The organism is Faecousia sp., assembly GCF_048519415.1.
In the GTDB taxonomy this organism is placed as follows: Bacteria; Bacillota; Clostridia; order Oscillospirales; family Oscillospiraceae; genus JAZOXB01.
Window position 1 is genome coordinate 21,271 of the sequence record NZ_DBFZUT010000066.1, and the last position, 14,709, is coordinate 35,979.

Here is a 14,709-nt window from a genome sequence, read left to right on the forward strand (position 1 = left end):
TATGTCCTTCTTTCCCCTGCGCCGCCCGGCGCAGGCGTTGAACTACTCCCATATTATATCCGCTCGGGATAAATTTTGCAATCCGTTTGACATTTCCGCCAAAATAAAGTAAAATAAACACGACTGGGACGGACAGCCGCGCATCTGCGCTGAAAAGCGCCCATGTGAGGAAAGTCCGGGCACCACAGGGCAAGGATAACGGGTAACGCCCGCCGAAGGCGACTTCAGGAAAAGTGCAACAGAGAAATACCGCCCCGCTTGCGGGGTAAGGGTGGAAAGGCGAGGTAAGAGCTCACCCGCCGCATGGGAACATTGCGGCGCTGTAAACTCTATCCGGTGCAACACCGTGGAGGAAGCATATGGCCTGCCCGGCCGCTTCCGAGGGGGTGGCTTGAGCGCAGCGGCAACGCTGCGTCGAGATAGATGGCTGTCGATCACAGAACCCGGCTTATAGTCCCAATCAAACATGAAAAAATGACGCCGAGAGGCGTCATTTTTTTTGCCTGCCGGAAAATCATTCGATTTTCCGGCAAAGGATTGCAGTCCGCTGCGCGCACGATCGCCCGCCGGAGGCGGGCGATCCGCACACTGGCGGACTGAGCTGTATTTTCTCCGACGTACACGCCGCCGGAGAAAATGATTTCAATTGATTCGCCGCCTGCGGGCGGCGAACTCTGCGAGGCCGTTATACACCGCATATGCTGAGATGCTCCGGTGCATCATGGTCGATTCGCTCAGATCAGCGCGAAATGTGCCAGCGCATGGGCCACGCCCTCGTCGTCGCAGTCGTCCGTGACATAGTCAGAGGCGGCCTTCGTCTCCTCGAGCGCATTGCCCATGGCAACGCCAGTACCCGCATAGCGGAGCATTTCATTGTCGTTTTCGGAATCGCCGAAGGCCATCAGCTCGTCCGGCGTCCAACCGTTCGCCTCAGCCATGAAGCGCATCGCAGGCAGCTTGCCGCCCTCGGCCGGAATGATATCCTGCCCATGGATGAACCACTGCGTCGAACGCGCATGCGGCATGAACGACAGCGGGCCTTCGCGAACCTCCTGCGCCGTCAGAAACATGACGGCCTTGACGACCGGCTCCTGCAGCATGGTGTGCAGGTCGCAGCGCTCCGGGATCTCCGTATGGATCTCTGCCATAACGACCGGCACGCGGTCGTTGAAATGGTAATTGAAGCGCGAGCGCTGCTCGCTGACGAGCCACAGCGGGAGCGAACGCTCGTCACAGTAGTCCACAAGGGCGCGGACCTCGTCCGGAACCATTGCCACCGTGCGCAGCAGGTTCCAGCTGCCGTCATAGACGATCTGGCCGTTGTTGGTCAGATAGCCGTCAAACGTCATGCCGCGGAGCATCTCCTGCTCCTCCAGCTCGAAGCGGGAGCGGCCGGAGGCCACATAGACGCGGATGCCCTTCTCTCGCAGGGCGCGGATGGCCGCCTTTGTGGAATCCGGGCAGCGCTTGGTCTTCAGCGAGACCAGCGTGCCGTCGATATCAAAAAAAACAGCGCGGATCATCGTGTTCTCTCTTTCTGCGGCTTACAGGCAGGACAGCTCCAGCTTGCCGTCCTGCGCCTGCAGGCCGATCGCTGTGATGGGGTTCTCATAGCTGTCGATGAGCTTTTCGGCGACGACGTCCTCGATGTCCTTCTGGATGGTGCGGCGCAGGTTGCGCGCGCCGTAAGTCAGAGTATAGGACTTCTGTACGAGGTAGTCGATGACGCTCTCATCCCAACGGAGCGCCACGCCGTGCTCTTCAAGGGCAGTTTTCAGCTCACCGAGCATGATGGCGGCGATGCCGCGGAAGTTCTCCTCCGAGAGGCGGTTGAAGCAGATGATCTCGTCGACGCGGTTGAGAAATTCCGGGCGCAGGAATTCGGACAGGGCCTTCATGGCCTTGTCGCGTCCCTGCTCGGTCGCCGTGCGGCCGAAGCCGACGGAGCCGCCCTGCCGGTCGGAGCCCGCATTGGACGTCATGACGATGACGGTGTTTTCAAAATTCACGACGCGGCCCTGCGAATCGGTGATGCGGCCGTCATCCAGAATTTGAAGCAGAATATTCAGCACGTCCGGGTGAGCCTTTTCCAGCTCGTCGAACAGAATGACGGAATAGGGCTTGCGGCGGATCTTTTCCGTCAGCTGGCCCGCCTCGTCATAGCCGACATAGCCGGGGGGCGAGCCGATGAGCTTCGAGACGGAGTGGCGCTCCATGTATTCCGACATATCCAGCCGGATGAGCGAATCGACGGAGTCGAACAGCTCGTTAGCCAGGCACTTGACCAGCTCCGTCTTGCCGACACCGGTCGAGCCGACAAAGATGAACGAAACGGGGTGCTTCTTCACGGCGATGCCGACGCGGTTGCGGCGGATGGCGGCGGCAACGGCATGGACGGCCTCGTCCTGTCCGATGATGTGCTGCTTCAGCCGGTCCTCGAGCTCACGCAGTTGGGCATATTCCTGCGCGCGAATTTTACTGGCGGGAATTTTCGTCCAAAGCTCGATGATGCGCGCAAGGTTCTCCATGGTCAGGACGGGCGCGGGCTTCGCCTCCAGCTCGGCGATCTCGGCGTCGAGGCGGCAGACGTTGCTGCGCAGCTTGGCCAGACGCTCGAAATTGTCCTGCTGTTCCGTGTCCTCCGTCAGCATCTTGATCTCAAGCTGGTAGTCGTCGCGCTCCTTGCGCTTTTCGGCCAGATCGGAGATCTCCTTGCTGTGCAGGTTCAGGTCGGAGCAGGCCTCATCGAGCAGGTCGATGGCCTTGTCCGGCAGGAAGCGGTCCGTGATATAGCGCTCGGAGAGCACGACGGCCTGCCGCGCCATTTCGGGCGGGATGATCACACCATGAAACACTTCATAGTAATGCGCCACGCCGCGCAGGATGGCGACGGCCTCCTCCAGCGACGGCTCATTGACTGTGACAGGCTGGAAGCGGCGCTCGAGCGCGGAGTCCTTTTCGATGTATTTGCGGTATTCGGCAAACGTCGTTGCGCCGATGACCTGAATTTCGCCGCGCGACAGCGCAGGCTTCAGAATATTGGCGGCGTTCATGGAGCCTTCGGCATCGCCCGCGCCGACAAGGTTGTGAACCTCATCGATGACAAGAATGATGTTGCCGCAGGCCTTGATCTCGGCGATGAGGCTCTTCATGCGGCTCTCGAACTGGCCACGGAACTGCGTTCCGGCGACGAGCGACGTCAGGTCGAGCAGATAGACCTCTTTGTCGCGCAGCTTGAACGGGACATCGCCCGCGACGATGCGCTGCGCCAGACCCTCGGCGATGGCCGTCTTGCCGACGCCCGGCTCACCGATGAGGCAGGGATTGTTCTTCTGACGGCGGTTGAGGATCTGCACCACACGCTCCGTTTCGACCTCGCGGCCGACGACCTTGTCCAGCTCACCGGCGCGGGCACGGCCCGTGAGGCTCAGACAGTAAGTGTCGAGGAACTTGTGTTTCTTCACCTTGGGCTTTTCTGTCTTGCCGTTCTGCGTCTCCTTCGGCTCCTCGCGCGGGGCGACCTCGCCCTGATTGCCGAACAGGCGGTTCATGTGCGGGAATGTCGCCGTGCGGCTGCCGATGTCGTCCTCGTCGGTCTCGTCCGGCTCCGGCTGCATCATGGCCATCATCTCGCCGTTGAGATTGTCCAGATCCTCATCCGTGATGCCCATGCGCTCGACGATGTCGTCGACCTGCTTGATCTTCAGCTCGCGGGCGCACTTCAGGCACAGGCCCTCGTTCGTGCTCACGCCGTTTTCGACCTTCGTAATAAAAATCACAGCGATGTTCTTCTTGCATCGGCTGCAGATGGTAGGTTTCATAAGCTCACTCCTCCCGGAAGCAGTCGCGCCTCCGTAAAAGTCAGCTTGTCAAAAAAAGTCCCGTCGGGCCTTTTTCGCCAAGCTGCTTTCCGAATTGCAAAATATAATTTTGTACCATTATTTTGCAATTCTGCCGCTGCGGCGGGTTATTGAACGCGAAAGGACACCCTGACGGTTTCCTTTCACACTATCCTTCCCTCCGAAACTATCGGCTGGGCAGGTTTTTTTACAGTCTGAAAGTCCCGCGGTGCGGGGGTGCGGGCGTTTTCCTGCTTACGGCAGGAACAGGCTTGCCGTTCCGGTACCGGCCAGCAGGGCCGTTCCGTCCGAACGGGCAAGAATGCAGACGGCCGTGCCGTCCTGCTCCGTCTCGGCGACGGGCTCCAGCGCGCTCGTGTAGAGCAGCGCCTTTTCAGCTGTCAGAATGCCGACATAGCTGCCGCAGGCCGAAAGGCTGACCGGCATGAAGCTCAGCGACAACTGCGCCAGAACGCTGCCGTCCGGCTGCAGCGTGATGAGCTCTGCGCGGCTGGAGGTCTCATAGGGATCGACCAGCACGGTCACAAAGCCGTCTCCGCCGAAGTGATAGTCGGCGATGCGGCCGTTCTCCGCGACATAAGCGCCGCGCTCCGTGCCGTCCGCCGCAAAGAACCGGACCCTGTCCTCCGAAACGGCGCAGACGACGCTGTCCGTCACGAAGGCGATATCATAGGGCATCTCCGAGCCGAGTGCGCACTCGGCGGCAATTTCCTCGCTGTCCGTGCGATAGAGCTGCAGCGAGGCAGAAAATGTGATGTCCGCCTGCCCGAGCGCGACCGCCGCTGCATGGATGCCGTCCGGCGAGACGGCGCAGGCGCTGAGATAATGCGACTTTGTGCTGCGCTTATACAGCAGGCTGCCGTTCGGGTCATAGACCTGCAGCAGCGAGCGGCCGCTGTCCCCTGCCGTCAGCATGGCGCTGTAGCCGCCGGAGGACAGGTCGGCATCAAAGATCGTCTGTTCCGGGGTCTGCGAAAAGACGGCGCTGCCGCTCTTGTCCAGAACGGTCAGGTAGTTCCCGCCCGCGTCATAGCACAGCAGGCGGTCCTGCCCTGTGCAGATGACGGGAGCGGTCATGGCATGCTGCTCGGAGCCGAGCTGCTTGCCCTCCTCGGAAAACAGGGTCACGCTGCTTCCAGTGGCAACGCCGAGACCGCCGTTCAGCTGGCCATAGGCCGTGCTGCCAAGGGTTTCAAAGCTGACGGAGCCGTAGTTTTCCCCGTTTTTCCCAAGATAGCGCAGCGAGCGCTTCAGCCCGTCGAGCACATGGGTCTTCGTCAGCAGGAAGGCTGCGAGAAGCGCCAGAACGATCAGCACAGACAGCAGATAGAGCGGCCAGCGGCGGCGCGGCTTCTGCGGCTCGGGATCCGGGAGCGGCTTGATATGGTCAGGCATCGAACGTCACCTCCCCGTCGTCATACCAAAGGTGCGTCATGTACAGGCCGCCGGGCGGCACGGTCGGTCCGGCGGCGGTGCGGTTGCCGCTATCCAGAATGCGGCCGATGTCCTGCGGGCGGATTTTGCCCTCCGCCGCATAGACGACCGTTCCGGTCATGGCGCGCACCATATTGTAGAGAAATCCGTTTGCGCACACGCGCAGGAGGATCAGCTCTCCCCTGCGCTCCACGTCGAAATAATACACCGTGCGGACCGTGGACTTCACGTCCGTTCCGACGGAGCGGACGGCAGCGAAATCATGCGTTCCGACGAATTGCGCGGCGGCCTCCTGCATGACGGCTTCGTCCAGATGCTTGGGATAGAACCATGCCCGGTTCACAAAGAACGGGTCGCGGATGCGGGAATTATAAATCTGATAGGTATATTCCTTCCGCACGCAGGAGCCGATGGCGTTGAAGCCCAGCGGGACCTCCCGCGCGCCGGTCACGACGATATCGGCGGGCAGATGCGTGTTGAGCGCATAGGCCACGCGGTCGACAGGAATACGGGACTCCGTGCGGAAATTGGCCACATAGGTGCGCGCGTGGACCCCGGCGTCCGTCCGGCCGCAGCCGGTCATATGCACCGGATGGCCGACGACATCCGCAGCGGCTTCCTCCAGCGTCTGCGCGACGGAGCAGGCGTTTTTCTGCACCTGCCAGCCGTGATAGGCCGTTCCGTCATATTTCAGAAAGAGTGCGAGATTCCGCATGCTTCCTCCCAGCCGTTACAGTCCATAGCTCCGCAGGACGATGACGCCGGCCAGCACGGCAGCGCCGAGCGCAAACGTCAGAATATCGCGAAGCTGAAAGCGGAGCTGCTTCAGCTTCGTGCGGCCGGAGCCGCCGCGGTAGCAGCGGCACTCCATGGCCGTGGCCAGCTCGTCGGCGCGCCGGAACGCGCTGATGAACAGCGGCACGAGGATCGGCACAAGGGCCTTTGCGCGGTGGAACAGATTTCCCGTTTCAAAATCCGCGCCGCGGGCCTTCTGGGCCGAAATGATCTTATCCGTCTCCTCGATGAGCGTCGGGATGAAGCGCAGGGCAATGCTCATCATGAGAGCCAGCTCGTGCACCGGGAAATGGATGGCCTTCAGCGGCGAGAGCAGGGATTCCAGGCCGTCTGTCAGCGCGATGGGAGACGTCGTGTAGGTCAGAAGGAACGTGCCCGTCACGAGCATGACGATGCGCAGCACCAGGAAGCCCGCGTTGACAAGGCCCTCCCTCGTGATCTTGAAGATCCAGAACTGCACCAGCACATCGCCCTTGGTATAAAATACGTTGATGATGGCGGTAAAAATGATGATAAACAGCAGCGGCTTCAGGCCCTTGAACAGCGCGCGCGGACGAATGCGCGACAGCGCGACTGCGGTGACGAGAAACGCGAGCATGACTGCGTAGGAAATGACCCACTTTGCAAGGAACAGCGCCACGATGTAGACGATGACCATCAGCAGCTTTGTGCGCGGGTCAAGCCGGTGGACGACGGTGTCGCCGGGAAAATACTGGCCGAGCGTGATGTCTTTAAGCATGGGCACGGCCCTCCAGCAGCGCGCGGAGCTGCGGCACAGCCTGCTCCACGGTAAAGGTCGTCGGGTCAACGTCCACGCCCAGCTCCCGCAGGCGCAGGAACAGCGCCGTGACCTGCGGCACGGACAGGCCGATCTCTGCCAGACGCGCCGCATGGGAGAACACCTCGCGCGGCGTGCCGGACATCTCGATCGTTCCCTCGTTCAGGACGAGCATACGGTCGGCCAGCTGCGCGACCTCATCCATGGAATGCGTGACCATGAGGATGGTGGCGTGCGTCGCCTTCTGATAGTCACGGATATTGCCGAGGATGCTGGCGCAGCCTGCGGGGTCCAGCCCGGCTGTCGGCTCGTCAAAAATGACAACCTCCGGTTCCATGGCGATGACGCCCGCAATGGCGACGCGGCGCTTCTGCCCGCCGGAGAGGTCGAACGGCGACTTTTCCAGCAGGGACTCGTCCACGCCCGCGAATCCGGCCGCGCGCAGCACGCGCGTACGGATCTCCTCTTCACTCAGGCCCATGTTCTTCGGACCGAACGCGATATCGCGGTAAACGGTCTCTTCAAACAGCTGATACTCCGGATATTGGAACACCAGCCCGACACGGAAGCGGCTCTCCCGCGTTGTTTTCTTGTCCTGCCAGATGTTCGTCCCGTCCAGCAGGATCTCGCCGGACGTCGGGCGCAGCAGGCCGTTCAGATGCTGGATGAGCGTCGATTTGCCGGAGCCGGTGTGCCCGATGATGCCGAGAAACTCCCCCTTTTCCACGGAGAAGCTCATGTGCTTGACGGCATCGTGCTGAAACGGCGTTCCGGCGCTGTAGGTATGCGAGAGGTCTCTGACCTCGATGGTTGCGGCCAATGGTCTTTCCTCCAAATCGTTTGTCAGGTCTTCGCCCCGATCGCGGCAAGAAGTACCTGCGCACATTCCTCCGTGGAAAGCGCGTCGAGCGGCAGGTCAAAGCCCGCCTGATTCAGCGCATAGAGCACCTTCGTCGTCGCCGGTACGGTCAGGCCTACGGATTCCAGCAGTTCGACCTGCGGGAAGACCTCCTTCGGTGTTCCGTCCGCGAGAATGCGCCCCGCGTCCATAACGATCACGCGCTGGGCGCGGATCGCTTCGGTCATATGATGGGTGATGAGCACCACGGTGATGCCCATTTCCCGGTTCAGGCGCTCGATGGTCGAAATGACCTCCTCGCGCCCGTGGGGGTCGAGCATGGCGGTCGGCTCATCGAGTACGATGCAGCGCGGCCGCATGGCGATGACTCCCGCAATGGCCACGCGCTGCTTCTGCCCGCCGGAGAGCAGGTGCGGCGCGTGCAGACGGTAGTCATACATCCCGACGAGCTTCAGTGCCTCGTCCACGCGTCTGCGGATTTCCTCCGAGGGAACGCCGAGGTTCTCCGGCGCAAAGGCAACATCCTCTTCTACAACGTTGGCGACCATCTGATTATCGGGATTCTGGAACACCATGCCGACCGTGCGGCGGATGTCGACCAAAAGAGACTCGTCGGACGTGTCCATGCCGAATACATGCACACTGCCGCCCTCCGGCAGGAGGACCGCGTTAAAATGCTTGGCCAGCGTGGATTTTCCGCAGCCGTTGTGGCCGAGGACGGCGATAAAGCTGCCCTCCTCGATGGATAAATTAAGATCGTCAAAAACCATAACGCCGCCGCTTTCGCTCTGGGCGTCATAGGTGAATTTCAAATGTTCTGTCCGGATGGCCTCGGTCATGCTCTGCCCTCTCTTGTCCAGCGCCCTGTTGCGCCGCACGGGAGCACAAGGCCGGAATCGGTCACGGGAAGGCCAAGCTCATCCGAGACCGTCCCGCCGCCGAAGCGCGGCGTTACCACGCTGTCGAGGAGGCATGTCAGAACGGACGGCGCAAGGCCTGTCGTGTAGGAATTGATGATGAAAAACAGCGGATCTTCCGACAGCACGCCGGAGACGAGCTTCAGGAACGGGAAAAGGTCCTTTTCGAGCTTCCAGATCTCGCCGGACGGGCCGCGCCCGTAGGACGGCGGGTCCATGATGACGGCGTCGTAGCGGCGGCCGCGCTTGATCTCGCGCTCGACGAACTTGGCGCAGTCGTCGATGATCCAGCGGATGGGTGCGCCGGACAGACCGGAGGCAGCCGCATTTTCGCGGGCCCAGGCGACCATGCCCTTTGCGGCGTCCACATGGCAGACGGATGCGCCTGCCGCAGCGGCTGCGAGTGTCGCGCCGCCGGTGTAGGCAAACAGGTTCAGCACGCTGACGGGCCGCCCCGCGCGGCGGATCTGGTCATCGATAAAATCCCAGTTTGCCGCCTGCTCCGGGAACACGCCCGTGTGCTTGAAGTTCATGGGCTTGACCTGGAACGTCAGCTCGCGGTAGCGGATGCACCAGTGCTCCGGCAGATGGTGCGCGGACCAGTGCCCGCCGCCGGTGCTCGAGCGGGCATAGCGCGCGTCAAAGCGCTTCCAGCGCGGGTCCTGCCGCGGCGTGCTCCAGATGACCTGAGGGTCCGGCCGCACGAGATAGAAGCTGCCCCAGCGCTCGAGCTTTTCTCCGTCGGAGGTATCGATCACCTCATAATCCTTCCATTGATCGGCTTTCCACATGGGCTTTCAGCTCCTGTCTGTCTTTTTGCGGGCTGCGGGCATCGGTGTGCGTGCGGGCGTGGGCGACTCAGTCGGTTCCGTCGGTTCCGTCGGCTCCGTCGGCTCCGTCGGACCGCTCGGCCCCTCCGTCGGCTCGGTCGGCTTGACGGAGTCGGCGGTGTGGATCGTGCAGACCTGCTCCTTGTCCTCGGGGTTATAGACGAAGTCTGCATCCTTATTGACTTTCCAGTCCTTATTATAAATCAGCTTGCCGACTTCTTCAACCGTATTTCCGTCGGCCTTTTCACAGTATTCGTTGGCAATTTTGCCGCTTTCCTTGCAGATTTTGACCATAGTATGGCAGGTGCACTCCTTTGTGGGCGCATCTTCATAGAACAGACGCACCGTCACAACGCGGTTGCTGCCATTCTCGCGCACGTCCTTCTTGCAGGCCTCGATGGGCTTGCCGCCACAGTCAGCGCATACGGAATAGTAGCCGACGTTCTCGGGCTGCGAGAATGAGGCGGACTCCAGCCCTTCGTGCAGTGGACGCATGACCTGATTCCACATGGAAATGGCGGGGTTCGTCCAGTCACCGTCGAGAATGATCTGCTCCGGCTCGTCATAACCGCACCAGACGACGGCCGTGTAGTACGGCGTGTAGCCCGCAAACCAGCGCGTCTGGTTGTCGTTGGACGTACCGGTCTTACCGGCTACGGCGATGTTGTCCATGGCCGCTGCGGAGCCGGTACCGGCAAGCACGGCATTCTGCAGCATATAGTTGATATAGAAGTCGGCCTTCTCACCGATGGCGGTGTGGCTCTCCTGTGCATTGTCGAGGACGACCTTTCCCTCGGGGTCGACGACCTTTGTGAACGTGCGGGCCTCGCGGAACGTGCCGCCGTTCGGGAAGGTGCCGTAGGCCTGCGTCATCTCGCGCACGGTGACGCCGCGCGTGAGCTGGCCGAGGCCGAGCGGAGCAAGGGCGATATCCGTATAGGAGTGGTCGCCGATCTGCAGCTCGTCCACAAGGGTCGTAAAGCCGAGCTTCTGCGTCAGGAACTGGTAGCTGTTCTCCACGCCGAGGTCATTGAGGACCTTGACGGAGATGGTGTTGAGCGAGCGCGTCAGACCGCGCAGTACGTTGCAAAGGCCGCTGTAGGTTCTGGCATCATTTTGCGGCCAGTTGCGGTCTTCGTTCAGCGGAGAGTCCTCGTAGACTGTCGCGGGCGTAATGATCCCGGCGTCCAGCGCGGGCGCATAGACTGCCACAGGCTTGAACGACGAGCCCGCAGGCTGCTTGCTCTGCGTGGCGCGGTTGAGCGTCAGGCTGCCGCCCTTGTCGCCGACACCGCCCGCCATAGCGACGATGTCGCCGGTCTTGTTGTCCGTCACAACGATGGCGGACTGCAGCTGCTGAACGCTCACGGTCTTCGGCACGTTGTCAAGGTTCTCGTAGACCTTGTCCACAATAGCCTGAACCTCAGGATTGATCGTTGCATAGATCTTATAGCCGCCCGTCAGGAGCTTCTGCTCTGCGGCAAGCTCACTGTAGCCGTAGCGCTCCACAAGCGCATCAACGACATCGCGCCATACCGTATCGACAAAATAAGAGTAATAGTGGTTCTTGTCGACGGCGTAGTTTGCCTCGCCGCACTGCGGGCAGAAATACTCGCCGTCCGTCTCCGTGTACTCCGCGCGCGTACCGGTGAAGCCGCAGCTCGCACAGGTGTATTCCTCCTCGTCATACGTTCCGTTGCGGAAGACCATTTCCTGATCGACGGCGGCCTGATAGGCCTCCTCCGTCTCAATATAGCCCTGATCGTACATTTCCTTCAGGATCGTGAGCTGACGCTCGCGGTTGTTCTCCTCGCGGATATAGGGATCGTAGAGCGAGGGATTGTTCGTGATGGCGATGAGGCTGGCGCACTCGGCCGTCGTCAGGTCGGAGACCTTCTTGCCAAAGTAGACGCGTGCCGCACTCTGGACACCGTAGCAGCCCTCACCGAGGTAGATCGTGTTGAGATACCACTCCATGATCTCGGACTTCGTATAGCGCTTTTCGACCTCCAGGGCGCGGAAGATCTCCTGTACCTTGCGGTCGACCGTGACCTCATCCTCCTGTGACAGGTTCTTGATGAGCTGCTGTGTGATAGTCGAGCCGCCGAACGATGAGCTGCCGCCCGCAAAGCCCTTCACGGCTGCCAGCGTGCGGATCCAGTCCACGCCCTTGTGCGTGGGGAAGCGCTTGTCCTCGATGGAAATGGCCGCATGAACGAGATCAAGGGGAATATCGTCATAGGAGACCCAAATGCGGTTCTCCGTGCCATAAAGCTGCTGCAGCTCATGGTATTCCCCCGTCTTGGGGTCGGTATAATAGATGATCGAGGTCTGCGCCAGCGAGATATTGTCCAGCTCCAGCCCTTCGGCATATTCCTCGGCCTTCGGGATGATATCCAGCTCGACATAGCTCTTGAATTTCGACAGGAAGATCGAACCGGCGATCGCAGCGATGAGCGCGACGGTGCCAACGGCGATCAACAGCACAAGGATGATCTTGCCCAACACGTCGAGGACGGTCCGCGTGATGCGCCAGGCCAGATGCGGCTGCTTTTCCTGCTTCGGTTGTCTTGCCATGACAATTCCTCCGTTCTTCGGGAAGCGCCGCATCCTACGGACAGGCGCAAAAATCTATGATCCTTCATTCTCTATTTTCTAATTATATCATGCCTGTCAATCACTCCGGCACATTCCGAATGAAAATTTTCTGCGGCAGGATTTCTATGCTTGTAGATACGCAACGTGACTTTTTACGGCGGATGAAAGGGCAGAAAACGGATTTTCAGGCCGTTCGTCAGATTTCCACTTGATTTTCCCGGCAGCAGCGGTTAAAATAAAGCCAGACAGACAGGAGGTGCCCCATGGAGCAGCAATACGGAAGCGACTTTATTTCGATCACGGATGAGGACGGCAAGGAATACGAGCTGGAGATCCTCTCGACCATCGAATACCAGGGCGCGGAATATCTTGCCCTTGTCCCCGCAGAGGAGGACGAAGCGAGCGAGGAGCTCGAGGTCAGCATCCTGAAGTCCGTCACGGAGGACGGCGAGGACCTACTCGTTGCCGTGGAAGACGAAGATGAGCTGGCTGCCGTCTATGATCTGCTGATGCAGTCCCTCTATGAGGACGAAGAGGAAGCAGAAGATGAGGAAGAATGACCGCCCTTTCTCATAATTAAATAGTCATCAAGCAAGATCCCTGCTTGGTGCGTGATAGTTCCCTTTAAACCCACATCATTTTTTCGGGACGCCGGACGTTCGCTTCGGATTGCAGGCCTCCCGTCCTGGCTCTGACCGTGGATGGAAGTTGGAAGCAGCTAAGAATCGGAGAGGCGACCCACCTGCCCGTTTCGTGCAGGTTATAAACGGAGCTACACGGCCAAAGCGGGGATCTTGTGCGTCTTCCCAGCATTTCTCTGGCATTATCGCGCAGAGCGGTATCATTTTCTTAACGAGTTTGTTAAGAAACAGAAACTTTTTTCGTCAAATTTCCAGAATGCTCTTGCAACAAGCGCAAATCCTTAGTATAATAAGACCTGTTATTTTCCGGGGCGTGCGCCCCGCGATTCCCACGAATGAGAGGTAAACAGACTATGAGTGCATCCCGCGAGCGCAAAAAGCGCATGGTAGAGTCGGAGCAGGCCGCTCCGCAGCAGGCAAAGAAGACAAAGAAGAAGCTCTCTGAGGGCTGGATCTTTGCCATTATCGTCATTCTGATCCCCGTGATCGTTTTCGGCGTCATCTTCGGCGTGCAGGCATCCTGGCGCAATGCGACCGTTGTGTCTGTCGGCGATCATAAGGTCTCCACGACGGAATTCAACTATTTCTATCGCGGCGCACTGAATTCGATCTACAGCACCTACGGCAGCTACATCTCCCTGCTCGGCATCGACACGAGCACCCCGCTCGACGAACAGAGCTATGCCGGCAGCGACGAGTATGACACCTGGGCCGATTTCCTGGCGGATAGTGCCAAGACCTCTGCCGTAGATGCCTACACCATCTATGACAAGGCCATCGAGGCTGGTTTCTCCCTGAGTGATGATGACAAGGCCTCCATCGACAATGAGATCAATACCCTGAAAACCTATGCCGATGTCTACAGCATGGATCTGGATGAGTACATCGAGGCCATGTTCGGCAAGGGCTGCAACGAGAAGAATTATCGCCACTATCTTGAGGTCTCCAAGCTGCACGACGCTTACATTGAGTCCCTGACCTATACGGAAGACGAGCGCAATGCCCGTTATGAGCAGGACACGACCGAGTTCGACACCGTCACCTATTACAGCTACGCTGTCAAGGCCTCCGATTTTGAGACGAAGTCCGACAGCAGCACTGACAGCACCGAGGCCACGACCTCCACGGAGCCGTCCGAGGAAGCCATTGCCGCCGCCCGTGAGGCTGCCAACGCCATGGTCTCCGATTTCAAGACCGATGACGAGAATGTCTCCGTCATGACGGAGCGCTCCAAGAGCGAGGTCACGTCCTCCATCTCCGAGGATGCCGCCAACTGGCTCTACACCGAGGCGAAGCCCGGCGAGGCGAAGCTCTTTGAGAAGGACAACACGTTCTATGTCCTCCAGCTCACGAGCATCAACGACAACAACTATCAGACCGTCAACGCCCTGCAGCTCTACATCGCGAAGGATGCTTCCGACAAGGAATACAAGGACGGCGAGAAGACCTCCGACGAGCGCGTCTCCGAGCTTGAGGCTGCCCTGAAGGAGGATTCCTCCGAGGAGAAGTTCCGCGAGTACATCAAGACCTATGCGGACAACACGTCTTCCTACACCATCACGAACGGCGCGCACCGCAGCATCACGCCGGAAGTTGCCCGTACCTGGCTGTTCGATTCCAGCCGCAAGGCCGGCGACACGAAGGAATTCGTCGATGACAACGGCGGCACCTATGTGTTCTTCTTCCAGGACTTCGCCGAGACCTACCGCGACCTGCTCGTCACGAACAAGCTGAAGACCGAGTGGTACGACGAGGTCACCTCTGCCGCGACCTACACCTATGATGCAGACGCCGCCAAGCACGCAAATCTCGGCCTGACGATCGCCAGCATCTACGGCAGCTCCTCCAGCAGCAACTAATACTGATTCCTGATTAAAACATTTCATCAGGAATCCCGTGTGCTACGCACACTCGCATCGTGCTGACGCACGCTGCGCCGTCTCATGCAGAATCTGACGCGCCCTCGGCGCTATAAAAAGCTTTTAAAGCTTTTTATC

Annotated in this window: 11 protein-coding genes and 2 other RNA genes; 4 read left to right on the forward strand and 9 right to left on the reverse strand. The window is 59.8% G+C overall.

What is annotated here, in order from left to right:
- Window positions 1-120: 120 nt before the first annotated feature.
- Window positions 121-467, forward strand: an RNA gene (rnpB, locus tag ACMKFF_RS07015) — RNase P RNA component class A.
- 267 nt (window positions 468-734) lie between these two features.
- On the opposite strand, the gene ACMKFF_RS07020 is transcribed toward rnpB, so the two are convergent.
- The 9 genes from ACMKFF_RS07020 to ACMKFF_RS07060 all read right to left on the reverse strand — a co-directional run bounded on the left by ACMKFF_RS07020 (window position 735) and on the right by ACMKFF_RS07060 (window position 12,050).
- Window positions 735-1,523, reverse strand: a complete 789-nt coding sequence (locus tag ACMKFF_RS07020; RefSeq protein WP_349135285.1) for a Cof-type HAD-IIB family hydrolase — start codon at window positions 1,521-1,523, stop codon at window positions 735-737.
- Between the two features lie 21 nt (window positions 1,524-1,544).
- Window positions 1,545-3,821: an AAA family ATPase gene (locus ACMKFF_RS07025; RefSeq protein WP_418467773.1), complete on the reverse strand. Its 2,277-nt coding sequence runs from the start codon at window positions 3,819-3,821 to the stop codon at window positions 1,545-1,547.
- A 273-nt stretch (window positions 3,822-4,094) separates the two neighbouring features.
- Window positions 4,095-5,255 carry a DUF5711 family protein gene (locus tag ACMKFF_RS07030; RefSeq protein WP_419496493.1) on the reverse strand — a complete coding sequence of 387 codons (1,161 nt, stop codon included), beginning with the start codon at window positions 5,253-5,255 and terminating at the stop codon, window positions 4,095-4,097.
- Window positions 5,248-6,009 (reverse strand): tRNA pseudouridine(38-40) synthase TruA, encoded by a 762-nt coding sequence (gene truA, locus ACMKFF_RS07035; protein ID WP_417323873.1) that lies wholly within the window; start codon window positions 6,007-6,009, stop codon window positions 5,248-5,250. The genes ACMKFF_RS07030 and truA overlap by 8 nt, the downstream gene beginning before the upstream one ends.
- A gap of 15 nt (window positions 6,010-6,024) precedes the next feature.
- Window positions 6,025-6,828, reverse strand: coding sequence for an energy-coupling factor transporter transmembrane component T family protein (locus tag ACMKFF_RS07040; RefSeq protein WP_418464565.1), 804 nt, complete (start codon window positions 6,826-6,828; stop codon window positions 6,025-6,027).
- Window positions 6,821-7,687, reverse strand: coding sequence for an energy-coupling factor transporter ATPase (locus tag ACMKFF_RS07045; RefSeq protein WP_418464566.1), 867 nt, complete (start codon window positions 7,685-7,687; stop codon window positions 6,821-6,823). Before ACMKFF_RS07045 ends, ACMKFF_RS07040 begins: the two co-directional genes overlap by 8 nt.
- A gap of 23 nt (window positions 7,688-7,710) precedes the next feature.
- Window positions 7,711-8,565: an energy-coupling factor transporter ATPase gene (locus ACMKFF_RS07050; protein WP_419496494.1), complete on the reverse strand. Its 855-nt coding sequence runs from the start codon at window positions 8,563-8,565 to the stop codon at window positions 7,711-7,713.
- Entirely contained in the window at window positions 8,562-9,434 is an 873-nt protein-coding gene (locus ACMKFF_RS07055; protein ID WP_419496495.1) for a class I SAM-dependent methyltransferase, read from the reverse strand. The genes ACMKFF_RS07050 and ACMKFF_RS07055 overlap by 4 nt, the downstream gene beginning before the upstream one ends.
- Before the next feature lie 6 nt (window positions 9,435-9,440).
- Entirely contained in the window at window positions 9,441-12,050 is a 2,610-nt protein-coding gene (locus ACMKFF_RS07060) for a transglycosylase domain-containing protein (protein ID WP_419496496.1), read from the reverse strand.
- Window positions 12,051-12,334: 284 nt separating this feature from the next.
- On the opposite strand from ACMKFF_RS07060, the gene ACMKFF_RS07065 reads away from it, so the two are divergent.
- From ACMKFF_RS07065 to ACMKFF_RS07075, 3 genes are all read left to right on the forward strand, one after another.
- Window positions 12,335-12,631 (forward strand): DUF1292 domain-containing protein, encoded by a 297-nt coding sequence (locus ACMKFF_RS07065; RefSeq protein ID WP_349136154.1) that lies wholly within the window; start codon window positions 12,335-12,337, stop codon window positions 12,629-12,631.
- Between the two features lie 34 nt (window positions 12,632-12,665).
- A non-coding RNA gene (gene ssrS / locus ACMKFF_RS07070) (6S RNA) lies at window positions 12,666-12,867 on the forward strand.
- Window positions 12,868-13,065: 198 nt separating this feature from the next.
- Entirely contained in the window at window positions 13,066-14,571 is a 1,506-nt protein-coding gene (locus ACMKFF_RS07075; RefSeq protein WP_419496497.1) for a hypothetical protein, read from the forward strand.
- Window positions 14,572-14,709: the final 138 nt, after the last annotated feature.